Consider the following 21688-nt stretch of genomic DNA (forward strand, 5'->3'; position numbering starts at 1 on the left):
ATGTATATGGATCAGGCGAGTGGTCTGCGCAAAATGCGTCAAAACAATCGAGTGAAAGTGATCGCCGTGTCCGGAGGCAAGGGGGGCGTCGGCAAGACCAACGTGACCCTGAACGTGGCGGGAGCCATGGCCGCCCAGGGCAAACGGGTGTTGGTGCTGGATGCCGACCTGGGTCTGGCCAACGTCGACGTCATGCTGGGGCTGCGGGTGCACCGCAACCTCTCCCACGTGCTGGCGGGGGAGTGCACCATAGACGACATCATCGTCGAGGGCCCCTACGGCATGATGATAGTGCCGGCCACCTCGGGCACCCAGTCCATGGTCGAGCTGTCGCCGGTGCAGCACGCCGAGCTCATCCGCGCCTTCGGCGAGATGAAGACCCAGGTGGACGTGCTGCTGGTGGACACGGCGGCGGGGATCTCCGACATGGTGCTGAGCTTCACCCGCGCCGCCCAGGACATCATGGTGGTGGTGTGCGACGAGCCCACCTCCATCACCGACGCCTACGCCCTCATCAAGATCCTCTCCAAGGATCACGGCGTGTTCCGCTTCAAGGTGGTGGCCAACATGGTCCGCTCCCTGCGCGAGGGGCAGGAGCTGTTCGCCAAGCTGACCCGGGTCACCGACCGCTTCCTCGACACCTCCCTGGAACTGGTGGCCTGCGTCCCTTACGACACCAACCTGCGGGCCGCCGTGCGCAAGCAGAAGCTGATCGTCGAGGCGTTTCCGAAATCCCCCGCCTCCCTGGCATTCCGTGCCCTGGCCAACAAGGCGGCGAGCTGGCCCATCCCGAACCAGCCGGGGGGGCACCTCGAATTTTTCCTGGAAAACTTGTTGCAAAAGCCGGTCATAACACAGGAAGACTCCCGTGAATAAAGCCCAAGCATACTTGCGTCATCAGGATTCCTACGTGCTGGTCGAGCGTCACGCTCCGCTGGTCAAGCGGATTGCCCAGCATTTATTGGCTCGCCTGCCAAGCAGTGTCTTGCTGGATGACCTGATCCAGGCAGGTATGATTGGGCTGCTCGAAGCCTCCCGCAATTTTGACGGCAGCAAGGGCGCCAGCTTTGAAACCTATGCCGGCATCCGCATCCGCGGCGCCATGCTCGACGAGATCCGCCGCGGGGACTGGGTGCCCCGCTCGGTGCACCGCAACAGCCGCGCCATCGCCGAGGCGATCGAGAACGTGGAGCAGGCCCATGGCCGGGATGCCAGGGACACCGAGGTGGCCGCCAACATGGGGGTCTCCCTCGGGGAGTATCACGCCATGCTGCAGGATGTCTCCTGCGGCAAGATCATCGGCATCGAGGATCTGGGGGTCAGCGAGGATGTGATAGGGCATCCCGATGATGCCAGCCACGGCGGTTACGACGATCTGGCGGCCGAGCGCTTTCAGGGCGCCCTGGCCGAGCACATCGCCCGACTGCCGGAGCGGGAGGCCCTGGTGCTCTCCCTCTATTACGACGAAGAATTGAACCTGCGCGAGATCGGCGAGGTATTGAGCGTGAGCGAGTCTCGCGTGAGCCAGATCCACAGCCAGGCCATGCACAGACTGCGCGCCCGTCTGCGAGATTGGAATGTATAAGTGACTGTACTGGCTACACTGGAGCGCAACTCTAAGGCATAATCCGCACCATAAAACCTGCGATCTGCATCATGTAAGCGAGCCGTCTTGACGGCTATTTAGGAGGAACTTTGGACAAGAACATGAAAATCCTCATCGTCGATGATTTTTCAACGATGCGCCGGATTATCAAGAACTTGCTGCGTGACCTGGGATACAACAACACCCATGAAGCAGACGATGGCAACACGGCGCTGCCGATGCTCAAGAACGGCGACTTCCAGTTTGTGGTCACCGACTGGAACATGCCGGGCATGCAGGGCATCGACCTGCTCAAGGCCATTCGCCTCGATGACAAACTCAAGCACCTGCCGGTCCTGATGGTGACTGCCGAAGCGAAGCGCGAGCAGATCATCGAAGCCGCCCAGGCAGGGGTCAATGGCTACATCGTCAAGCCGTTCACCGCCGCCACCCTCAAAGAGAAGCTCGACAAAATCTTTGAACGAATCGGCTAAGGAGCGGCAGGGATGAAGGCCAAAACGAGTGCCATGATCTCGCTTGAACAGGCAAGGATGCTGGTTGCCCACCTGGAGCGAGAGGAGTTTGAACAGGCCGACAACATCCTCGCCGATGTGTGTGCCCCCAACGCGGCAGCCCTGTTTGACAAGGTGGGGCAGTTGACCCGCCAGTTGCACAACTCATTGCAAGATTTTCGCCTGGATCCCAGGATCCCCGACCTGGCCACCCATGAGATCCCGGATGCCCGGGAGCGCCTCAGCTATGTCATCGACATGACGGACAAGGCGGCCAACCGCACCATGGATGCGGTGGAGGCCAGTCTCCCCATCGCCGATCGACTCAATGACAACATTCAGCTGGTCATGCCCAATTGGAATGCCCTGATGAGCCGGGATCTGGAGCTGGGTCAATTCAAGGCGCTCTGTCATCAACTGAATGATTTTATTAAGGCTTCGGAAAGCGATGCCGATAAGTTACGACAACTGCTGACGGAGATCCTGATGGCTCAGGATTTCCAGGACTTGACCGGTCAGATGATCCGCAAGGTGATCAAGCTGGTGCAGGAAGTTGAAACAAAGTTGATAGAGATGCTGACCATGTTTGGTGAGGGCGTTATCGATCATTCGGCGCGCAGCCTGCCGGCGAGCGGCATCGAGGCGGAAGGTCCCATCATGAACCCGCAGACGAGGTCCGACGTGGTCAATGGTCAAGATGATGTGGACGATCTGCTGTCTAGCCTGGGATTCTAATGGAGTGACGCATGGCCTTCGAAGTTGATGAAGACATACTGCAAGACTTTTTGGTCGAAGCATCAGAAATATTGGAACAGTTGTCTGAACAACTGGTCGACCTGGAAAAGCGACCCGATGACAAGAATCTGTTGAATGCCATCTTCCGCGGCTTCCATACCGTCAAGGGGGGGGCTGGCTTCCTCTCCCTGACCGAGCTGGTGGACGTCTGCCACGGCGCCGAGAACCTGTTCGACATGCTGCGCAACGGCAAGCGGACCCTCAGCGCCGAGCTGATGGACGTCATCTTGCAGGCGCTGGACGCCATCAACGTCATGTTTGCCCAGGTGCAGAACCGCGAGGAGATAAGCCCGGCCTCTCCCGACCTGCTGCACGATCTGCACGAGCTGTGCAAGCCCGAGGGGCAGGAGCAGCTGCGCACCGCCAGCGTCGCCGCCCAGTCACAGCCAGAACCCGAGCCCGAACCCGAGCCCGTCATCGTCGCCCCGAGCGAGCCGGTGGCCGTCAATGGCGGCGGCTCCATCGACGAGATCTCCGCCGACGAATTCGAGCGCCTGCTCGACGAGCTGCACGGTGTCGGCAAGGCCCCGACCGTCTCTGCCGTCCCCGTGCTGAGCGGTTCAGGGGACATCACAGACGACGAGTTCGAGGCGCTGCTCGACCAGCTCCACGGCCAGGGCCAGCACGGTGGTGCCCCCGATCTGACGCCGCTTCAGTCGGTCCAGAAAGAGGTGGACGAGCTCATCGACGACGACGAGTTCGAGCGCCTGCTGGACGAGCTGCACGGTCGTGGTCAGGGGCCCCAGCACAGCATGGCTGCTGCTGCCCCGACCCCCGAGCCCAAGGCGCCAGCCTCCCCCCCCGTGACGCCCCCCAAGGCGCCGGTGGCGGCCAAGCCCGCCTCCGAACCCGTTGCCGCGCCGGCCAAGGCCGCCCCTGCCAAGCCGGCCGCCCCCGCCGAGAGCGGCGCGGTGCAGAGCGACACCACGGTGCGGGTGGACACCAAGACCCTGGACGTCATCATGAACATGGTGGGGGAGCTGGTGCTGGTGCGTAACCGCCTGGTGAGCCTCGGCATCGCCAGCAACGACGAAGAGATGTCCAAGGCGGTGGCCAACCTGGATGTGGTGACCGCCGATCTGCAGGGCGCGGTCATGAAGACCCGCATGCAGCCCATCAAGAAGGTGTTCGGCCGCTTCCCGCGGGTCGTGCGCGATCTGGCCCGCACCCTCAAGAAAGAGATCGAGCTGGTGATGGTGGGGGAGGAGACGGATCTGGACAAGAACCTGGTGGAGGCCCTGGCCGACCCCCTGGTTCACCTGGTGCGCAACTCCTGCGACCACGGCATCGAGATGCCGGACGTGCGCGAGAAGGCGGGCAAGCCCCGTCAGGGCACCATCACCCTGAGCGCCTCCCAGCAGGGGGATCACATCCTGCTCTGCATCGAGGATGACGGCGCCGGCATGGATCCGGAGAAGCTGAAATCCATCGCCATCAGCCGCGGCGTGCTGGATGCCGACAGCGCGGCGCGCATGAGCGACAACGACGCCTATAACCTGATCTTCGCCCCCGGTTTCTCCACCAAGTCCGAGATCTCCGACATCTCCGGCCGCGGCGTCGGCATGGACGTGGTGAAGACCAGCATCGTCAGCCTCAATGGCTCGGTACACATCGATTCCACCTGGGGCAAGGGCACCCGGCTGGAAATCAAGGTGCCCCTGACCCTGGCCATACTGCCGACCCTGATGGTGGAAGTGGGCCAGCAGACCTTCGCCCTGCCGCTCGGCTGCGTGAACGAGATTTTCCACCTGGACCTGAAGAAGGCCAACGTGGTGGACGGCCAGCTCACCATCATAGTCCGCGACAAGGCTATCCCGCTGTTCTACCTGCACAAGTGGCTGGTGCGTGGCGCCAAGTCTGCGCGCCAGGACACAGGCCACGTGGTCATCGTCCAGATCGGCACCCAGCAGGTGGGCTTCGTCGTGGACAACCTCATCGGCCAGGAAGAGGTGGTGATCAAGCCCCTGGACAACCTGCTGCAGGGGACCCCCGGCATGGCCGGTGCCACCATCACCAGCGACGGCGGCATCGCCCTCATCCTGGATGTGCCCAGCCTGCTCAAGGCCTATGCCCGTCGCCACTGAGCGTCTGGCTCAAGGAGTTAAAAGAATAACAATGGCAGTCAAGGTATTAGTGGTCGACGATTCGAGTTTCTTCCGTCGTCGGGTCAGCGAGATCATCAATCAGGATCCCCTGATGACGGTGATCGACACGGCCCAGAACGGACGGGAGGCGGTAGACAAGGCGCTGCAGTTGCGGCCGGACGTCATCACCATGGACATCGAAATGCCGGTGCTCGACGGCATCAGCGCCGTGCGCGAGATCATGGCCAAGTGTCCGACCCCCATCCTGATGTTCTCCTCCCTCACTCACGAGGGGGCCAAGGCGACCCTGGATGCGCTGGATGCCGGTGCCCTCGATTTTCTGCCCAAGAAATTCGAAGACATCGCCCGGGACAAGGACGAGGCGGTCAGCCTGCTGCAGCAGCGGGTCAAGGAGATCGCCCGCAAGCGTTTCCTGATGACGACCCGGCCCCGGGCGCCCGAGCCCCTGGTGCGGCCCGCCCTCGGCGGTGCCCTGACCCGCCCCACCGAGCGTCAGCCAGAACCCGTGCGTGCACCGAGCGCCCCCGCCAGCTTCAAGCGCAGCGGCAAGAGCTACCAGCTGGTGGCCATCGGCACCTCCACCGGCGGGCCGGTGGCATTGCAGAACGTGCTGACCAAGCTGCCGGGCGATTTCCCCCATCCGATCCTGTTAATCCAGCATATGCCGGCCACCTTCACCGCGGCCTTCGCCGCCCGTCTCAACGGCCTGTGCCAGATCGGGGTCAAGGAGGCGGAGGACGGCGACGTGCTGAGGCCTGGTCACGCCTACCTCGCCCCGGGCGGCAAGCAGATGCTGCTGGAAGGGCGCGGGCCCGGTGCCCGCCTTCGCATCATCGAGGGCAACGACAAGGTCAACTACAAGCCCTGCGTCGACATCACCTTCGCCTCGGCCGCCAAGACCTATGGCGACAAGGTGCTGGCCATCGTCTTGACCGGCATGGGGGCGGATGGCCGGGATGGTGCCCGCCTGCTCAAGGAGCAGGGCGCCACCATCTGGGCCCAGGATGAAGCCTCCTGCGTGGTCTATGGCATGCCCCAGGCCGTCGCCAAGGCCGGCATCGCGAGCGAATCCCTGCCGCTGGACAGGGTGGCCCAGCGCATCCTGGTCGAGTTGGGTCGCTGACCATGGGCATGCTTGGCCTGGTGCTGGCGCTGGGGGCGCTCGCCGTTGCCCAGTGGTGGCACGGTGGCAGCCTGCTGACCCTGCTCGACGGCCCGGCCTTCGTCATCGTGGTCGGCGGTACCTGGGGGGCGGTGATCCTGCAAACGCCCCGCAAGTACATGCTGTCCGCCCTCAGGCAGGCGGCCTGGATGCTGTTTCCGCCGCAGCGGGATCTGGTGCATCAGGCCGAGCGTCTGCAGGCCTGGGCCCAGTTTGCGCGCCAGCAGGGCTTGCTCGCGCTGGAGAACCAGGCCGAAGAGGAGCCCGATCCCTTCACCCGCCAGGGGCTCACCATGATAGTGGACGGGGTCCCCATCGAGGATCTGCGCCGCCTGCTGGAGGCGGACATCGACATCGAGCAGGAGCGCAACGAGCATGCGGCCAGGGTGTTCGAGGCCATGGGGGGCTACAGCCCGACCATCGGCATCATAGGGGCCGTGATAGGCCTCATCCAGGCCATGTTCCACCTGGAGGAGCCGGGCACCCTGGGAGCCGGTATCGCCGTCGCCTTCGTCGCCACCATCTACGGGGTCGGCTTTGCCAACCTCCTCTATCTACCCATCGCGAACCGCCTGCGGGCCTTCCACTACCATTACGGTCTCTATCAGGAGATGACCCTGGAGGGACTGCTGGCCATCGCCCACGGGGAGAACGGCCAGCAGGTTGAACGGCGGCTACGGGCTTATCTGAAAGGGGAATAGCCATGCGCAAGCGCTATCGTTTGCACCTGCAAGGACGAGAACATCTCGATCGCTGGCTGGTCTCCTACGCCGATTACATGACCCTCATCTTCGCCCTCTTCGTGGTGCTCTACTCCGTGGCCATCGTCAACAAGGAGGAGTACCGCGCCGTCATCGAGGGCATGACCAGGGCATTCAACCAGGTGCCGCGCAGCGATGGCCTGCTGGAGGGGCAGGGCAAGTCCCTGCTCAACAACCCGGTGTCGGCCGCCCCCTCCTTGCTGGAGAGCGAGGCGTCGCCATCTCCCTCGCAGGCCCCCATCACGGGTACGCCAGTTCAGCAAGATGGCACGGCCCTTGCCACGATAGATCTGCAGCTTCAGCAGGCCATGGGCGCCCTGGTCGACGCCGGCGTGGTCAAGCTGGCGAAGGACGACGACTGGCTGACGGTGGAGCTGAGCTCGGGTCTCTTGTTCAACAGCGGCAGTGCCTTCCTCGGCAGCAATGCCGGCCCCGTGCTCGATACGCTTTCAGGTATTCTGAAACCGGTCGATAACTATGTCAGGGTGCGGGGTTACACGGATAACCAGCCGATAAACAACGAGATTTTCCGCTCCAACTGGACGCTGTCCGCCGCCCGAGCCGAGGCGGTGCTCACCGCCCTGGTGGGCAAGGGAATCGCCCCAGAGCGGCTCGCCTACGAGGCCTACGGGGAGTTCTCCCCCTTCGCCGACAACGGCAGCGAGCAGGGACGATTACAGAATCGCAAGGTGGTGGTCGCCATCTCCAGATTCGCCTGGGTGCCGCCAGCTACCGTCAAACCGCTGACGGGGACGCCGGTGCAGGACGAGTTGCAGAGTGTCGACAGTGAAAACGTCAGGGTGGTCACGCTGCCGGGTGGTGGCATACGCATAACAACAAGGCAGGATTGATACAGTGATTGTTTGGACGGTTGCCAATCAGAAGGGTGGAGTCGGTAAAACCACCACGGTCGTCTCCCTGGCGGGCATTCTGGCCCAGCGTGGCCAGCGGGTACTGCTGATCGACACCGATCCCCATGCCTCCCTGACCTCCTATCTCGACTTCGACTCGGACCGGCTGGAGGGCACCCTGTACGAGCTGTTCCAGGCGGCCAAACCCAGTGCGGAGCTAGTCAACCGGATGACCCTCAAGACAAGGTTCGAGAACATCAGCCTGCTGCCCGCGTCCATCACGCTGGCTACCCTGGACCGGGTGATGGGCAACCGGGAGGGGATGGGGCTGGTGCTCAAGCGCGCCCTGCTGCGGGTGCAGGATCAGTTTGACTACGTGCTCATCGACTGCCCGCCCGTGCTGGGGGTGATGATGGTGAACGCGCTGGCGGCCTGCGATCGCATCCTGGTGCCGGTGCAGACCGAGTTCCTGGCCCTGAAGGGGCTGGAGCGGATGATGAAGACCTTCGAGATCATGCAGCGTTCCAAGCGGGAGAAGTTTCGCTACACCGTGATCCCGACCATGTTTGACAAGCGCACCCGGGCCTCCCTGATGACACTGCAGTCCATCAAGGAGCAGTATGGCGAGGCGGTGTGGAATGCGGTCATTCCCATCGACACCAAGTTCCGGGATGCGAGCCTGGTGCACATTCCCCCGTCCATCTATGCGCCGGGCAGCCGCGGCACCTATGCCTATGAGACCCTGCTCAACCATCTCGACGCCCTGGAGCGTCAACGGACCCAGGAGGTGAAGCCATGAGAGAGACCACCCAGGTTCGGGCCATGGACGACTATTTCCACTCCCTGTTGCTGGACGATGCCCTGCTGCGGGAGGATCCGGAGGACGAGGCGCCGGCCCCGGCGCTGCAGCGTCAGCCCGCTGCCTTGCCGGAGGTGACCGCCGCCCCCTATCTGGAGGCGGATGCCAGGCTGGCGCAACTGAGCGAGCTGCTCGCCCAGGTGGGCCAGGTGCAGTTCGAGATGGATGCCCTGAGCCACGAAGAGGTCCATGTCGAGCCATTTCAGCTCGAGGCCGAGGCGGTCGACACCGAGCCCGAGGTGGCCCTGGCGCCGCCCGAGGTCGTGGTGGCGGAGCCCGAACCCGTGGCCCTGGCGGTGGCCGAGCCCGAGCGTGCGCTTGAGGCGGCGCCCGCTCCCTCGACCTGGGAGAACCTGGACACCGGCAACGAGTTTCAGGCGCTCTTCTTCGATGTGGCCGGGGTGACCTTCGCGGTGCCCCTGACCGAGCTTGGCGGCATCCATCAGCTGGGGGAGGTGACCTCCCTGTTCGGCCAGCCGGGCTGGTACAAGGGGATCATGACCTCCAGGGAGCAGAAGATGAACGTGGTGGACACGGCCCAGTGGGTCATGCCGGGCCAGCATCTGGCGATGGACGATTACAAATATCTGATTATGCTGGGGGAATCACCCTGGGGACTGGCCTGTCATCAGTTGAAGGGCACCGAACTGCTGCACCGGGATCAGGTGAAGTGGCGCCATCAGGAGGGCAAGCGCCCCTGGCTGGCTGGCATGGTCAAGGAGAAGATGTGCGCCCTGTTGCACGTCAGGGAGCTGCTGGTGCTGCTCGGTCGCGGCGTGAACATCGAAGGGCGCTGACAAGATCGGCACTGCCATGGTTTTATTGCTAATTTTACCCGTTGACGGGTTCATACAAGGATCAAGAAGATGACAGAGAAGCGCAATATCGCACAGAATCTGGCCGAAGACGAAGTGCTGCAGTGGGTGACCTTCCAGTTGGAAAACGAGACCTATGGCATCAACGTGATGCAGGTCCAGGAGGTGTTGCGCTACACCGAGATCGCCCCGGTCCCGGGTGCACCGGACTACGTGCTGGGCATCATCAACCTGCGTGGCAACGTGGTGACCGTCATCGATACCCGCTCCCGTTTCGGCCTGCCGGCCGGTGACGTGAGCGAGAACTCCCGCATCGTCATCATAGAGGCGGAGAAGCAGGTGATCGGCATCATGGTGGACAGCGTGGCCGAAGTGGTCTATCTGCGCTCCTCCGAGATCGATGCCGCCCCGGCGGTGGGCACCGAGGAGAGCGCCAAGTTCATCCAGGGCGTCAGCAACCGCGATGGCCAGCTGCTGATCCTGGTGGATCTCAACAAGCTGCTCTCCGACGAAGAGTGGGACGATATCGGTTCCCTGTAACGGGAGCAGGGCGTGCAAGGCACCAGGCCGGGCGCCTGCGCTCCTTGTCCGTTTACCCTGATAGGAAGGTGATGGTTTGATGATTGAATTTGCAGCCTTGGGGTTGTCCTTGCTCGCACTGGTGCTGGCCCTTTACGGGATCCTGGGTCACCGTCGTCGCCAGCGAGAGTCCGAGGCCAGGGTGGAGGCGCTGCAGGGCCAGCTCGAGAGTCTGCGCAAGCAGATGATGGAGCTGCATACCGGTGCCATCGGCATGGGTCAGCGGCTGCAGGCCGCAGAGGGCGCCATGCAGAAGATCCACGACAGCCAGCAGGAGCTGACCCTGCAGGATCCTGAGCGCCGCCTCTACAGCCGGGCCGCCAAGATGGTGGAGCTCGGCGCCGATCTCGACGAGGTGATGAGCGAGTGCGAGTTGCCCCAGGCCGAGGCGGAGCTGCTGATCTCCCTGCGCAAGGGACGGAGCTGACGGATGTGTTGCGGGGAGGCCGAGGCCTCCCCGTTTTCCCTTCCATCCCCGTGCGGTGCCAAGACAGGGGTGGCCGATATTCCTTTGGTATCAAGCCTCTTTGATGGGGCGCGATCTTCCCCACAAATCTTGTTGATTATCGGCATCTTTGAAAAGACGCCTCCGGATCCTGTGTTAAGATGCAGGCCGCCTCATTTTCAACGATTCAATCCTCATGCTGCTTCAAGCGAACAATCTGAGCTGCGTACGTGAAGATCGCACCCTGTTTGAACATCTCTCCTTCGCGGTGCGCTCGGGGGATCTGATGCAGATTGAAGGGCCCAACGGGGTGGGCAAGACCAGCCTGCTGCGCCTGCTGACCGGCCTCTCCCAGCCCTTCGCGGGGGAGGTGTGCTGGAACGGGGAGGACATCCGCCGCTGCCGGGACGAGTACCATGCCAGCCTGCTCTACCTGGGCCATCAGCCCGGGGTCAAGGCGACCCTGACCCCCCTCGAGAACCTCTCCTTCTACCAGAAGCTGCACGGCACAGCCGGGGGCGAGGTGGATCTGTGGCGGGTGCTGGCCCAGGTCGGCCTAGCCGGTTTCGAGGACTATCCCGCGGGCCAGCTCTCGGCGGGGCAGCAGCGGCGGGTGGCCCTGGCCAGGCTCTGGCTGAGCGACCGGCCGGCGCTCTGGATCCTGGACGAGCCCTTCACCGCCATCGACAAGCAGGGGGTTCGGGTGCTGGAGCAGTTGTTCCTGACCCACGCGGATCGGGGGGGCATGGTGGTGCTCACCACCCACCAGGATCTGACCCTGATGCAGGGGCGTCTCAAGACCCTCTCCCTGTCCTCGCCGTTGCAGGAGTAGCCCATGCTGCGCGCCGTCTTCCACCTTATTCACCGCGAACTGCTGATGGCCCTGCGCCAGCGGGCCGACATCTTCAATCCGCTCTGGTTCTTCCTCATCGTCATCACCCTGTTCCCGCTCGGTATCGGGCCCGAGCCCCAGCTGCTGGCCCGCATCGCCCCCGGCATCATCTGGGTGGCGGCCCTGCTGGCGGCCATGCTCTCCCTGGAGCGGCTGTTTCGCGATGACTTCAGCGACGGCGCCCTGGAGCAGATGATGCTGATGCCCCATCCGCTCGGGCTGCTGGCCCTGGCCAAAGTGATCGCTCACTGGTTGCTGACCGGCCTGCCGCTGCTGCTCATCTCCCCGCTGCTGGCCATCCTGCTTTCCCTGGACATGAAGACCTATCTGGCCGTGGTGGCCACCCTGGCCCTCGGCACCCCTGTGCTGAGCCTGCTCGGGGCGGTCGGGGTGGCGCTGACGGCGGGGCTGCGCAAGGGGGGCGTGCTGCTCAGCCTGCTGCTGCTGCCGCTCTATATTCCGGTGCTGATCTTCGCCACCTCCGCCATAGACGCGGCGAGCATGGGGTTGCCCTATGCCGGACAGCTCGCCATCCTGGGGGCCATGCTGGTGGGGGCCGTCACCTTGACCCCCCTGGCCATCTCGGCGGCGCTGCGGGTCAGCGTCAACTGATTAATTTGGTGGAACGTCCTTTTTTGAGGCCGTTTTTTTGGCGATATTGTTGAGATAGATCAAGGGGATGGCGGCTTACTGCTTTCGGGGGATATGATGTTTCCCCCCCGTGGGTATGGTAGGCCTCGCCACTTAAGAATTAATAACTGAAAGGTTCTGTGAGCTATGTGGAAATGGTTGCACCCTTATGCCAAACCCGAGCGTGCCTATGGGCTGGCCGGCACCCTGTTGCCCTGGTTTGCCGCGACAAGCCTGCTCGCCTTCATCATAGGCACCGTCTGGGGGCTGGCTTTTGCCCCCGCTGACTACCAGCAGGGGGACTCTTTCAGGATCATCTATATTCACGTGCCCTCCGCCATCCTCTCCATGGGGGCCTACTCCACCATGGCGGTGGCGGCCTTCATCGGCCTGGTGTGGCAGCTGCGCATGGCGGACATGACGGTGGCGGCCATCGCCCCGGTGGGCGCCGTCTTCACCTTCATCGCCCTCTTTACCGGCGCCGCCTGGGGCAAGCCCATGTGGGGCACCTGGTGGGTGTGGGACGCACGGCTCACCTCGGAGCTCATCCTGCTGTTCCTCTACCTCGGCGTCATCGCCCTCTACAACGCCTTCAGCGACAAGGTGGTGGCGGGCCGTGCCGCCGGCATCCTGGCGCTGGTGGGGGTGATCAACCTGCCCATCATCCACTACTCGGTGGAGTGGTGGAACACCCTGCACCAGGGGGCCACCATCACCAAGTTTGACAAACCCTCCATCTCCCCCGAGATGCTGTGGCCGCTGCTCATCATGATACTGGCGTTCTCGGCCTTCCTGGGGGCCCTGACCCTGATGCGTTTCAGGAACGAGCTCCTGATGCGGGAGTGGCACCGCCCCTGGGTCGCCGACATCGCCAGCCAGGAGAAGTAAGCATGCACTTTGCCTCGTTCAGTGATTTCATGGCCATGGGGGGCTACGCCTTCTACGTCTGGCTCTCCTTCGGTCTGACCGGGCTCTGCCTGGTCGGCCTCGTCATTTCCACCCGGTTGAAGACCCGCAGCCTGCTCGGCGAACTGCGCAACAAGCAGGCGCGGGAGGCCCGCCGCAAGGCGGCCCAGCAGATGGAGAACACCCTATGAACCCGCGCCGCAAGAAACGCCTCACCATCATACTGGCGATCAGCCTGGGCCTCGCCGGCGTGATCGGCCTGGTGCTCTATGCCCTCAGCCAGAACATCGACCTCTTCTACACCCCGAGCGAGCTGGTGGAGGGCAAGGGGCCGGACAAGATCAAGCCGGAGGAGGGGCAGCGCCTGCGCATCGGCGGCCTGGTGGTGCCGGGCTCGGTCGAGCGGGACCCCCAGAGCCTCAAGGTTGCCTTCAAGCTGGTGGACAACGGCGGCCACATGGTGAAGGTGGAGTTTGACGGCATCCTGCCGGACTTGTTCCGTGAGGGGCAGGGCATAGTCGCCCAGGGCAATCTCAAGGATGCCACCACGGTGGCGGCCTTCGAGGTGCTGGCCAAACACGACGAAAACTACATGCCGCCGGAAGTGGCAGACGCCACCAGCGGCATGCACTTCAAGCCCGAATACACAGAGGCGCAGTTGCAGGGAGCCAAGCAATGATCCCGGAGCTACCCGCGCCCTTCTCCCCGTCTCTCTCCCGTGCACCGGTTCATGCCGCGGCTCGATTGAAAGGAAGCCAGTCATGATCCCTGAACTCGGTCAATTCGCCCTGATCCTGGCCTTTGCCACCGCCCTGCTGCTGGGGAGCTACCCCTTGATCGGGGCCCATCTCGGCCGACTCGGCATGATGTCGGCGGCCCGACCGCTCGCCTACAGCCAGTTCCTGCTGCTGCTGCTGTCGTTCCTCTGCCTCACCTGGGCCTTTATCGACAACGACTTCACCGTGCAGTACGTGGCCACCAACTCCAACAGCCTGCTGCCGCTGGCCTATCGCATCTCGGCGGTGTGGGGGGCCCACGAGGGGTCCCTGCTGCTCTGGGTACTGACCCTGGGGGGCTGGACCGCGGCCGTCGCCCTCTTCAGCCGCCGGCTGCCGCTGGATGCGGTGGCCCGGGTGCTGGGGGTGCTCGGGCTCATCTCGGTGGGCTTCACCGCCTTCGTGCTGTTCACCTCGGATCCCTTCACCCGCACCCTGCCGTACTTCCCGGTGGACGGGCGTGACCTGAACCCCCTGCTGCAGGATCCCGGCCTCATCTTCCACCCCCCCATGCTCTACATGGGCTATGTGGGCTTCTCGGTGGCCTTCGCCTTCGCCATCGCCTCCCTGATGACGGGGCGCCTCGACGCCACCTGGGCGCGCTGGTCCCGTCCCTGGACCATGGCGGCCTGGGTCTTCCTGACGCTGGGCATAGTGCTCGGCTCCTGGTGGGCCTATTACGAGCTCGGCTGGGGCGGCTGGTGGTTCTGGGATCCGGTGGAAAACGCCTCCTTCATGCCCTGGCTGGCAGGCACGGCCTTGCTGCACTCGCTGGCGGTGAGCGAGAAGCGCGCCACCTTCAAGGCCTGGACAGTGCTGCTGGCGCTCTCCGCCTTCTCCCTGAGCCTGCTGGGGACCTTCCTGGTGCGCTCCGGCGTGCTGGTGTCCGTCCATGCGTTCGCCTCGGACCCGACCCGGGGCCTCTTCATCCTGGGCTTCCTGCTGGCGGTGATAGGCTCATCCTTGCTGCTGTTTGCCTTCAAGGGCTCCCAGGTGAAGAGCCACGGCAAGCACGAGCTGTGGAGTCGCGAGACCCTGCTCCTTGGCAACAACATCCTGCTGGTGGCGGGCCTGCTCACCGTGCTGCTCGGCACCCTGCTGCCCCTGGTGCACAAGGAGCTGGGGCTCGGCAGCATCTCCATCGGCACCCCCTTCTTCAACCACATCTACAGCTGGCTCATCATCCCGTTCGCCCTGCTGCTGGGGGTGGGCCCCCTGTTTCGCTGGCGCCGCCAGGAGCTGGGGGAGCTCAGGCTCAAGGTGGTGGTTGCCCTGGTGCTGAGCCTGGCCGCCGCCTTCCTGCTGCCCCTCGCCTTCGCGGAAGACTTCAAGCCCTGGGCCGCACTCGGCATCGGTCTGGGCGTCTGGATCATCGTCACCAGCGTGCAGGAGACCTGGGTGCGCGCCACCCACAAGCACGGCTTCGCCACCGGCGTGCGCAGGCTGGGCAACAGCCACTGGGCCATGATCCTGGGCCACGTGGGGCTCGCGGTCAGCATCATCGGCATCGCCTGCACCCAGAACTACAGCATCGAGAAGGACCTGCGCATGCAGGCAGGCGATCGCGTCCAGTTCGCCGATTACGAGTTCGTCTTCACCGGCATCAAGGAGAAGAACGGTCCCAACTACGACGGCTTCAAGGGTGTGCTGGAGGTGCACCGGGACGGCAGGCAGGTGGCCCTGCTCAAGCCCGAGAAGCGGATGTACACCGTGAGCCGCATGCCGATGACCGAGGCGGCCATCGATGCGGGCTTTACCCGGGATCTCTATGCGGCGCTCGGCGAGCAGCTCGACAACGGCGCCTGGGCGGTGCGGATCTACTACAAACCCTTCGTGCGCTGGATCTGGTTTGGCGGCGTCTTCATGGCCATCGGCGGCGTGCTGGCCATGCTGGACAAGCGCTACCGGTTCGGCCGTCGTGACGAGGAGGTCAAGGCATGAATAAGAAGACCTGGCTCTATCTGCTGCCCTTCATCATCTTCCTGCTGGGGGCCCTGTTCCTGTTCAAGGGGCTCTACTCCGATCCCACCAAGCTCGAGTCCGTGATGGTGGACAAGGAGGTGCCCGTGTTCACCCTGCAGGACATCTACGATCTCGGCAAGCAACACGACAGGAGCATCCTCAAGGGGCGCCCCATGCTGCTCAACGTCTGGGCCACCTGGTGCCCGACCTGCTACGGGGAGCACACCTACCTCAAGGAGCTGGCGGGGCAGGGGATCTACATCGTCGGCATGAACTACAAGGACGAGCGGGACAAGGCCATCAAGTGGCTGGCGGAGCTCGGCAACCCCTACCAGATCAACCTCTATGATCCGGACGGCATGCTGGGGCTGGATCTCGGGGTCTACGGCGCCCCCGAGACCTTCTTCATCGACAGTCAGGGCATCATCCGCTATCGCCACGTGGGGGACGTGAACCCGGAAGTCTGGGCCAGTACCCTCAAACCCATCTTCGATGCCATGAAGTGAGGCCGTCTTGATGAAAACACTGATCGCATCCCTGTTGCTGCTAGCCGGTCTCGTCTGCGCCGGACAGGCCCGCGCCGCCATCGATGTCTACACCTTCGACAGCGACGCCCAGGAGCAGACCTTTCGCGAGCTGACCCGCGAGCTGCGCTGCCCCAAGTGCCAGAACCAGGACATCGCGGACTCCAACGCCGGGCTCGCCAAGGACTTGCGGGACAAGACCTACCAGATGGTGCGGGAGGGCAAGGAGAAGCAGGAAGTGGTGGACTACATGGTGGCCCGCTACGGCAACTTCATCCTCTATGATCCCCCCCTGATGGCCTCGACCCTGATCCTCTGGCTCGGCCCCTTGCTGGTCATCGTCATCGGCGTGGTCACCCTGGTGGTGCGCAGCCGCCGCCACGTCCCCGCTACCCTGCAACAGCCTGAAGGTGCCCTGAGCGCAGAAGAGCAGGCACGGCTTGCCGCCCTGCTCAAAGAGGAAGAGAAACCATGACCCCATTCTGGATACTGGGCGCCGCCCTGCTGGTGCTGGCGAGCCTGGCGCTGATCGTGCCGCTCTGGCGCGGCGAGGGGCGCCAGAGCATCAGCCGCTCGGCCCTCAACAAGCAGCTCTATCGCCAGCGCCTGCTGGAGATTAGCGAGGAGCGTGAACAGGGGGTGCTGGCCGAGGAGTCGGAGTCCCTGGTGGAGCTGCAGCGCAGCCTGCTGGACGACATCCCCGACGTGGAGCAGACCGCCCGCGGCGGCAAGAGCCTGATCTGGATCCCCGGTGTGCTGGTGCTGGCGGCGGTGAGCGTCGGCCTCTACGCCAAGCTTGGCGCCTGGCAGGAGGTGAGCCGCTGGCAGGATGCCAGCAGCAGGCTGGGAGAGCTCAGCAACCGCATCCTGGTGGAGCGGGACGCCCAGGTGACCGAGCAGGATCTGCTGGACTTCACCCTGGGGCTGCGCACCCGGCTGAAAGAGGAACCGAATGACTATCGCGGCTGGCTGTTGCTGGGGCGTCTGACCCTGGATGGCAATGACCCAGAGATGGCCCGCGAGGCGCTGGAGCGGGCCTATGCCCTGGCGCCCCAGAAGGCGCTGGTGGCGGTGCCCTATGCCCAGGCCCTGATGATGACGGGGGAGGAGGCCAGGGCGGATCAGCTGTTGCAGGCCGTCATCGCCGAGGATCCGGCCAACATCGAGGCCCGCTCCGTCCACGCCTTCATGGCGCTGCAAAAAGAGGACTTCCAGACCGCCCTCGCTCGCTGGCAGGCCATGCTGCCGCTGCTGGAGAAAGGCTCGACCCGCCACACCATGGTGGAGCGCTCCATCGACTATGCGAAGCAGCAACTGCGCCAGCGCGGACTGGCGGTGAACGCCGCCTCTGCTGCACAGGAAGGGGAGGCGCCTGCACAGGCGCAGGAGGCCCAGGTGCTGGCGGTGAAGGAGGGGGAATTCCCGCTTCACATCACCCTGGCGCCGGGGATCCAGCTGCCTGAGGATGCCCACCTGTTCGTGTTCGCGGTGATCCCCAACGGGCCGCCCATGCCCATCGCGGTCAAGCGCATCCCGGGTCCTCACTTCCCGCTCACCCTCTCCCTGGGTGACGGGGATGCCATGATGGAGGGCAGCAAGCTGGCGGCCCATGCCGAGCTGCAGTTCAAGGCGCGCCTCTCCCGCGGCGGCAACGTCATGAACAAGGAGGGCGCCTTTGAGGGGGTCTCCGTCACCGTGCCGACAGGCACTCTTCCTACAGCGCCGATTGACATCCGCATCGATCACGCCCTCTAATACGTCTTTGGCCCGCCCAGAAGGGGCGGGCCATCATATAATTCATACCAATACCCAATAAAAAGCTTAGGACTTTCATATGTATCTGCGTTCAGGAGCATTGGCAGTGGCGTTGCTGCTTGGGGGCTGTGCGGGCGGCCCTCCCAAGGCGGGCCCAGAGAGCCTGAATATCGGCGAAACCCCCAGCCACCCCGAAGCAACCAGCACGGCCAGCGATCCCCGCGATCCCTTCCAGGGGGCGAACCGGGCCATGTGGGCCGTCAACTACGACGTGCTGGAACCCTATGTGGCGCGTCCCGTGGTACACGGCTATGCCCGCTATGTCCCGCAAGGGGTGAGGGACAGCATCGAGAACCTGGTGGACAACTTCGACGAGCCGAGCAGCATGGTGAACCACCTGCTGGTGGGGGATTTGAAGGGGGCCGGCACCAACCTGGGCCGCTTCACCCTCAACACCACAGTGGGTCTGCTGGGCCTGTTCGACGTGGCCAGGCATGCGGGTCTCGAGCGCAACATGCTGGAGATGGACACCGTGCTCGGCAAGGCCGACATCGGGGATGGCGCCTATCTGATGATGCCGGTCTACGGCCCGACCACGACCCGGGAGCTGGTGGGGGATACCATCGATACCATCTATTTCCCCTATGCCTTGCTGACCTTCCCGCTGCGGGTGGTGCACTGGGCGCTGGATGGTCTGGGTACCCGCGCCAAGCTCATCGATCAGGAGCGGATCATCGACAACGCCCTGGATCCGTACGCCCTGACCAAGGACTTCTACCTGCAGTACAACGACGGCAAGGTGACGGGTCGCAAGCCCGAGCTTCAGGAGCAGAAGCCGCAAGGGGATGAAGGCAACCTGGACGACTACATGGACGAGATCGACCAGTAAGGCCGACCCGGTTCGACAAGGCGCCCACGGGCGCCTTTTTCATGGGCGGGAAACGCCGCCCATAAAAAAACGCCCCGCAAGTGCGGGGCGTTTTGGCAAGAGTGCTGTGCTATCAGGCAGCCAGGTTCTTGGCCACGAATTCCCAGTTGACCAGGGCCCAGAAGGTTTCCATGTACTTCGGACGCAGGTTGCGGAAATCGATGTAGTAGGCGTGTTCCCACAGGTCGACGGTCAGCAGCGGAGTGGTACCGACTTCGGTCAGCGGGCAGCCCGCGTTGGAGGTGTTGACGATGGCCAGGGAGCCGTCAGCCTTCTTCACCAGCCAGGTCCAGCTGGAGCCGAAGTTGCCGATGGCAGACTTGGTGAACGCATCCTTGAACTCGGCGAAGGAGCCGAACGCCTTGGTGATGGCATCGGCCAGGGCGCCGGTGGGCTCGCCACCGCCGTTCGGGGAGAGGCAGTGCCAGTAGAAGGTGTGGTTCCAGATCTGGGCGGCGTTGTTGAAGACACCGCCAGTGGAGGTTTTGATGATCTCTTCCAGAGACTTGCCTTCAAACTCGGTACCCGGCACCAGGTTGTTCAGGTTGACCACGTAGGTGTTGTGGTGCTTGCCGTGGTGGTATTCCAGGGTTTCCTGGGAGATGTGCGGTTCCAGAGCGTTGATTGCATAGGGCAGAGCGGGAAGTTCGAAAGCCATTTTCTACTCTCCATTGGCTGGTCCGTGCGAAGGCGACGGTTGCAAGACATTGCGTACTCTTTTCTGTCTCGAAAAGAATTGTTCTTGAAATGAGGGGGCCTGGCGGCCCAAAGCCCGTCGATTGTAGCAGCATCAAAGATGGGCGAACAACTCTTGATTCTCGCCATGATCCGGATCAAGCTGCGTCGTAATGATGCATGACTTCTTTCGTTATGAACGGTTTGCCAGTTTGTGGTCTGCCCGGATTGCAGTAGAATGGCCGCCGAAATCGCTCCAGTGAGGCATTTATGGAAACTATCGAAAAGATCAAACAGCAGCTGGCTGAGAATCCCATCATCCTGTACATGAAGGGATCCCCCAAGCTTCCCAGCTGCGGTTTCTCTGCCCAGGCCTCCCAGGCCCTGATGTCCTGCGGCGAGCCCTTCGCCTACGTCGACATCCTGCAGAACCCGGACATCCGCGCCGAGCTGCCGAAATTCGCCAACTGGCCCACCTTCCCGCAGCTGTGGGTCGAGGGGGAGCTGGTCGGTGGCTGCGACATCATGATCGAGATGTTCCAGGCCGGCGAGCTGCAGACCCTGATCAAGGAAGTCGCCGCCAAGCACAAGGATGATGCCGCCGCCGAATAAGGTCGCATCCGCATCATGCAAAAAGGGGAGCCATTGGCTCCCCTTTTTTATTCATCGTGTCGACAGCCAGAACCTGTTCACGATTTGTCACGAGAGGCTGTCAGCAAGGTGAAGAGCAGCGGAGGAACCGGAGTGTGTAAATACACATGAGGATTCCGAGCAGCACATGAGCCTTGATCACGGCCTCGCAGTCAGATCGTGAGCGGTTCTCAGGCGATGCGCTCGAGGCGCGCCATGTAGAAGCCGTCGAAGCCGGTGGCGGCCGGGCTCACGGTGTGATCCTCCAGCAGACGGAAGTGCGCGTTGGCGGCGAGGAACTTGTCCACCTGCTGGCGGTTCTCCTCGGGCAGGATGGAACAGGTCGCGTAGACCAGCAGGCCGCTCACCTTCACCATCTGGCTGTAACGTTGCAGAATTTCTTCTTGCAGGGCGACCAGCACCGGCAGACGCTCGGCGGTGTCGCGCCACTTGGCATCCGGGTTGCGCTTGAGCACGCCCAGGCCAGAGCAGGGCACGTCCAGCAGCACGCGATCAGCGCTCTCCTTGAGGCGCTTGACGGTCTTGCTGCTGGTGATGACCCGGGTCTCCACGTTGTGGGCACCGGCACGGCGGGCGCGCTGCTTGAGGTTCTCCAGCTTCCACTCTTCCACGTCCATGGCCAGCAGGCGGCCCTTGCCCTGCATCATGGCGGCCAGGTGCAGGGTCTTGCCGCCGGCACCGGCGCAGGCATCGATGACGCGCATGCCGGGCGCCACGTCCAGGGCCGCGGCCACCAGCTGGGAGCCGGCGTCCTGCTGCTCGAAGCAGCCGTCGGCGAAGGCCTGGGTGCGGAACAGGGCGGCATCCGAAGTGACCTGCAGGGCGGTTTCCACCCCCTCGACGGGCACTGTGGTGACATGCTCCTTGGCCAGCATGGCTTGCAGCTCGTCCCGGGTGCACTTGAGGGTGTTGACCCGCAGGTAGCGCTTGGGCATCCAGGCCAGGGCGGCGCGTTCGGCAGGCCAGGCCTCACCCAGCTGCTCGCTGCCGAGTTTTTCCAGCCAGGCGGGGCAGCCATCCATCAGCACCGGGTTCTTCTTGGCCTCGGTCAGGCGGCGACGGAACGCCTCTTCGTTGAAGCGATCCAGGGTCGGATGGTTGGGCTGGTCTATCTTGTGGAAGGCGTGCCAGCTGTGCAGCAGCGGCCAGACGTTCTTCTCGGCCTGACGGACCTGAATGCCGGTGAGGAAGCAGTAGAGGCTGAGGCGACGCAGCAGGTCGCCGGTGACCAGGGCAATCCTTGCCTGTTCTTGCGGCTTGAGTTCGATGCCGGAGAAGTGACGGGCATAAGCGCGGTCGAGGGTGAGACCCTGACCCAGCACATCGTCAACGATGGCAACGACCAGATCCCCGAAACGGGGCAACAGTGGGGACTTGAGCATGAGATTAACCTTGGCCAAAGAAAGGGTGAACCGGCCCCGTCGGAGAGGGGTTCTGAAACGGACAAATCCGCGCCATGATAGGGGCTAGTCTGCATTGGTGCAACCTTCCCCATTCGGGGAATGTACAGAGGATGGTGC

The 21688-nt window shown here is 63.5% G+C and carries 25 protein-coding genes; 23 read left to right on the forward strand and 2 right to left on the reverse strand.

Features of this window, described 5'->3' with window-relative positions; all coding sequences use genetic code 11:
• The 22 genes from AB5Y72_RS03410 (at position 1) to AB5Y72_RS03515 (ending at position 18803) form a co-directional block, all read left to right on the forward strand.
• On the forward strand, positions 1 to 876 hold the full coding sequence (locus tag AB5Y72_RS03410) for a MinD/ParA family protein (protein WP_209428960.1): 876 nt from the start codon (positions 1 to 3) through the stop codon (positions 874 to 876).
• On the forward strand, positions 869 to 1585 hold the full coding sequence (locus AB5Y72_RS03415) for an RNA polymerase sigma factor FliA (protein WP_042076843.1): 717 nt from the start codon (positions 869 to 871) through the stop codon (positions 1583 to 1585). The genes AB5Y72_RS03410 and AB5Y72_RS03415 overlap by 8 nt, the downstream gene beginning before the upstream one ends.
• Before the next feature lie 110 nt (positions 1586 to 1695).
• Positions 1696 to 2079, forward strand: coding sequence for a chemotaxis response regulator CheY (gene cheY, locus AB5Y72_RS03420; protein WP_010673934.1), 384 nt, complete (start codon positions 1696 to 1698; stop codon positions 2077 to 2079).
• Between the two features lie 12 nt (positions 2080 to 2091).
• A complete protein-coding gene (locus tag AB5Y72_RS03425) occupies positions 2092 to 2832 on the forward strand; it encodes a protein phosphatase CheZ (protein WP_042076845.1) in 741 nt (246 codons plus the stop codon).
• A gap of 11 nt (positions 2833 to 2843) precedes the next feature.
• Positions 2844 to 4976: a chemotaxis protein CheA gene (locus AB5Y72_RS03430; protein ID WP_325782544.1), complete on the forward strand. Its 2133-nt coding sequence runs from the start codon at positions 2844 to 2846 to the stop codon at positions 4974 to 4976.
• Positions 4977 to 5007: 31 nt separating this feature from the next.
• Positions 5008 to 6120, forward strand: coding sequence for a chemotaxis response regulator protein-glutamate methylesterase (locus AB5Y72_RS03435; RefSeq protein WP_042076849.1), 1113 nt, complete (start codon positions 5008 to 5010; stop codon positions 6118 to 6120).
• A gap of 2 nt (positions 6121 to 6122) precedes the next feature.
• A complete protein-coding gene (locus tag AB5Y72_RS03440) occupies positions 6123 to 6860 on the forward strand; it encodes a flagellar motor protein (RefSeq protein ID WP_042076851.1) in 738 nt (245 codons plus the stop codon).
• Between the two features lie 2 nt (positions 6861 to 6862).
• A complete protein-coding gene (locus tag AB5Y72_RS03445; RefSeq protein WP_279987666.1) occupies positions 6863 to 7771 on the forward strand; it encodes a flagellar motor protein MotB in 909 nt (302 codons plus the stop codon).
• 4 nt (positions 7772 to 7775) lie between these two features.
• Positions 7776 to 8570 carry a ParA family protein gene (locus tag AB5Y72_RS03450; protein WP_209793473.1) on the forward strand — a complete coding sequence of 265 codons (795 nt, stop codon included), beginning with the start codon at positions 7776 to 7778 and terminating at the stop codon, positions 8568 to 8570.
• Positions 8567 to 9427, forward strand: a complete 861-nt coding sequence (locus AB5Y72_RS03455) for a chemotaxis protein CheW (RefSeq protein WP_368198598.1) — start codon at positions 8567 to 8569, stop codon at positions 9425 to 9427. Before AB5Y72_RS03450 ends, AB5Y72_RS03455 begins: the two co-directional genes overlap by 4 nt.
• A gap of 69 nt (positions 9428 to 9496) precedes the next feature.
• Positions 9497 to 9985, forward strand: a complete 489-nt coding sequence (locus AB5Y72_RS03460; RefSeq protein WP_005333026.1) for a chemotaxis protein CheW — start codon at positions 9497 to 9499, stop codon at positions 9983 to 9985.
• A 79-nt stretch (positions 9986 to 10064) separates the two neighbouring features.
• Positions 10065 to 10451, forward strand: a complete 387-nt coding sequence (locus AB5Y72_RS03465; protein WP_010673943.1) for a DUF2802 domain-containing protein — start codon at positions 10065 to 10067, stop codon at positions 10449 to 10451.
• A gap of 214 nt (positions 10452 to 10665) precedes the next feature.
• Positions 10666 to 11301: a cytochrome c biogenesis heme-transporting ATPase CcmA gene (gene ccmA / locus AB5Y72_RS03470; RefSeq protein WP_325782541.1), complete on the forward strand. Its 636-nt coding sequence runs from the start codon at positions 10666 to 10668 to the stop codon at positions 11299 to 11301.
• Between the two features lie 3 nt (positions 11302 to 11304).
• A complete protein-coding gene (gene ccmB / locus AB5Y72_RS03475; protein WP_042076860.1) occupies positions 11305 to 11973 on the forward strand; it encodes a heme exporter protein CcmB in 669 nt (222 codons plus the stop codon).
• A gap of 165 nt (positions 11974 to 12138) precedes the next feature.
• Complete coding sequence (locus AB5Y72_RS03480) at positions 12139 to 12879, forward strand: heme ABC transporter permease (protein ID WP_325782540.1); 741 nt, start codon at positions 12139 to 12141, stop codon at positions 12877 to 12879.
• A gap of 2 nt (positions 12880 to 12881) precedes the next feature.
• A complete protein-coding gene (gene ccmD, locus AB5Y72_RS03485) occupies positions 12882 to 13088 on the forward strand; it encodes a heme exporter protein CcmD (protein ID WP_209793477.1) in 207 nt (68 codons plus the stop codon).
• Complete coding sequence (ccmE, locus tag AB5Y72_RS03490; RefSeq protein ID WP_325782539.1) at positions 13085 to 13576, forward strand: cytochrome c maturation protein CcmE; 492 nt, start codon at positions 13085 to 13087, stop codon at positions 13574 to 13576. The genes ccmD and ccmE overlap by 4 nt, the downstream gene beginning before the upstream one ends.
• Before the next feature lie 82 nt (positions 13577 to 13658).
• The gene (locus AB5Y72_RS03495) at positions 13659 to 15614 is read left to right on the forward strand and encodes a heme lyase CcmF/NrfE family subunit (RefSeq protein ID WP_368198599.1); all 1956 of its coding nucleotides are present in this window, start codon (positions 13659 to 13661) and stop codon (positions 15612 to 15614) included.
• Complete coding sequence (locus AB5Y72_RS03500; protein WP_119196864.1) at positions 15611 to 16141, forward strand: DsbE family thiol:disulfide interchange protein; 531 nt, start codon at positions 15611 to 15613, stop codon at positions 16139 to 16141. The genes AB5Y72_RS03495 and AB5Y72_RS03500 overlap by 4 nt, the downstream gene beginning before the upstream one ends.
• 10 nt (positions 16142 to 16151) lie before the next feature.
• Complete coding sequence (locus AB5Y72_RS03505) at positions 16152 to 16634, forward strand: cytochrome c-type biogenesis protein (protein WP_325782536.1); 483 nt, start codon at positions 16152 to 16154, stop codon at positions 16632 to 16634.
• Positions 16631 to 17914, forward strand: coding sequence for a c-type cytochrome biogenesis protein CcmI (gene ccmI, locus AB5Y72_RS03510; protein WP_325782534.1), 1284 nt, complete (start codon positions 16631 to 16633; stop codon positions 17912 to 17914). Before AB5Y72_RS03505 ends, ccmI begins: the two co-directional genes overlap by 4 nt.
• 79 nt (positions 17915 to 17993) lie before the next feature.
• Positions 17994 to 18803, forward strand: a complete 810-nt coding sequence (locus AB5Y72_RS03515; RefSeq protein ID WP_325782533.1) for a VacJ family lipoprotein — start codon at positions 17994 to 17996, stop codon at positions 18801 to 18803.
• Positions 18804 to 18915: 112 nt separating this feature from the next.
• Here AB5Y72_RS03515 and sodB read toward each other — a convergent pair whose 3' ends face one another.
• Positions 18916 to 19500 (reverse strand): superoxide dismutase [Fe], encoded by a 585-nt coding sequence (gene sodB, locus AB5Y72_RS03520; protein ID WP_325782532.1) that lies wholly within the window; start codon positions 19498 to 19500, stop codon positions 18916 to 18918.
• Positions 19501 to 19787: 287 nt separating this feature from the next.
• On the opposite strand from sodB, the gene AB5Y72_RS03525 reads away from it, so the two are divergent.
• Positions 19788 to 20129 carry a Grx4 family monothiol glutaredoxin gene (locus tag AB5Y72_RS03525; protein ID WP_325782531.1) on the forward strand — a complete coding sequence of 114 codons (342 nt, stop codon included), beginning with the start codon at positions 19788 to 19790 and terminating at the stop codon, positions 20127 to 20129.
• A 209-nt stretch (positions 20130 to 20338) separates the two neighbouring features.
• Here AB5Y72_RS03525 and AB5Y72_RS03530 read toward each other — a convergent pair whose 3' ends face one another.
• The gene (locus AB5Y72_RS03530) at positions 20339 to 21550 is read right to left on the reverse strand and encodes a methyltransferase domain-containing protein (RefSeq protein WP_325782530.1); all 1212 of its coding nucleotides are present in this window, start codon (positions 21548 to 21550) and stop codon (positions 20339 to 20341) included.
• Positions 21551 to 21688 lie beyond the last annotated feature (138 nt).

The sequence above is a fragment of the Aeromonas sp. R7-4 genome, assembly GCF_040908055.1.
Classification (GTDB): Bacteria; Pseudomonadota; Gammaproteobacteria; order Enterobacterales; family Aeromonadaceae; genus Aeromonas; species Aeromonas sanarellii.

Bases quoted from the DNA above. Each gene is read 5' to 3' on its own strand.
- AB5Y72_RS03410 (WP_209428960.1), top strand. From the start codon at position 1: ATGTATATGGATCAGGCGAGTGGTCTGCGCAAAATGCGTCAAAACAAT.
- AB5Y72_RS03425 (WP_042076845.1), top strand. From the start codon at position 2,092: ATGAAGGCCAAAACGAGTGCCATGATCTCGCTTGAACAGGCAAGGATG.
- AB5Y72_RS03430 (WP_325782544.1), top strand. From the start codon at position 2,844: ATGGCCTTCGAAGTTGATGAAGACATACTGCAAGACTTTTTGGTCGAA.
- AB5Y72_RS03435 (WP_042076849.1), top strand. From the start codon at position 5,008: ATGGCAGTCAAGGTATTAGTGGTCGACGATTCGAGTTTCTTCCGTCGT.
- AB5Y72_RS03440 (WP_042076851.1), top strand. From the start codon at position 6,123: ATGGGCATGCTTGGCCTGGTGCTGGCGCTGGGGGCGCTCGCCGTTGCC.
- AB5Y72_RS03445 (WP_279987666.1), top strand. From the start codon at position 6,863: ATGCGCAAGCGCTATCGTTTGCACCTGCAAGGACGAGAACATCTCGAT.
- AB5Y72_RS03455 (WP_368198598.1), top strand. From the start codon at position 8,567: ATGAGAGAGACCACCCAGGTTCGGGCCATGGACGACTATTTCCACTCC.
- AB5Y72_RS03460 (WP_005333026.1), top strand. From the start codon at position 9,497: ATGACAGAGAAGCGCAATATCGCACAGAATCTGGCCGAAGACGAAGTG.
- AB5Y72_RS03465 (WP_010673943.1), top strand. From the start codon at position 10,065: ATGATTGAATTTGCAGCCTTGGGGTTGTCCTTGCTCGCACTGGTGCTG.
- ccmA (WP_325782541.1), top strand. From the start codon at position 10,666: ATGCTGCTTCAAGCGAACAATCTGAGCTGCGTACGTGAAGATCGCACC.
- ccmB (WP_042076860.1), top strand. From the start codon at position 11,305: ATGCTGCGCGCCGTCTTCCACCTTATTCACCGCGAACTGCTGATGGCC.
- AB5Y72_RS03480 (WP_325782540.1), top strand. From the start codon at position 12,139: ATGTGGAAATGGTTGCACCCTTATGCCAAACCCGAGCGTGCCTATGGG.
- ccmD (WP_209793477.1), top strand. From the start codon at position 12,882: ATGCACTTTGCCTCGTTCAGTGATTTCATGGCCATGGGGGGCTACGCC.
- ccmE (WP_325782539.1), top strand. From the start codon at position 13,085: ATGAACCCGCGCCGCAAGAAACGCCTCACCATCATACTGGCGATCAGC.
- AB5Y72_RS03495 (WP_368198599.1), top strand. From the start codon at position 13,659: ATGATCCCTGAACTCGGTCAATTCGCCCTGATCCTGGCCTTTGCCACC.
- AB5Y72_RS03500 (WP_119196864.1), top strand. From the start codon at position 15,611: ATGAATAAGAAGACCTGGCTCTATCTGCTGCCCTTCATCATCTTCCTG.
- AB5Y72_RS03505 (WP_325782536.1), top strand. From the start codon at position 16,152: ATGAAAACACTGATCGCATCCCTGTTGCTGCTAGCCGGTCTCGTCTGC.
- ccmI (WP_325782534.1), top strand. From the start codon at position 16,631: ATGACCCCATTCTGGATACTGGGCGCCGCCCTGCTGGTGCTGGCGAGC.
- AB5Y72_RS03515 (WP_325782533.1), top strand. From the start codon at position 17,994: ATGTATCTGCGTTCAGGAGCATTGGCAGTGGCGTTGCTGCTTGGGGGC.
- sodB (WP_325782532.1), bottom strand. From the start codon at position 19,500: ATGGCTTTCGAACTTCCCGCTCTGCCCTATGCAATCAACGCTCTGGAA.
- AB5Y72_RS03525 (WP_325782531.1), top strand. From the start codon at position 19,788: ATGGAAACTATCGAAAAGATCAAACAGCAGCTGGCTGAGAATCCCATC.
- AB5Y72_RS03530 (WP_325782530.1), bottom strand. From the start codon at position 21,550: ATGCTCAAGTCCCCACTGTTGCCCCGTTTCGGGGATCTGGTCGTTGCC.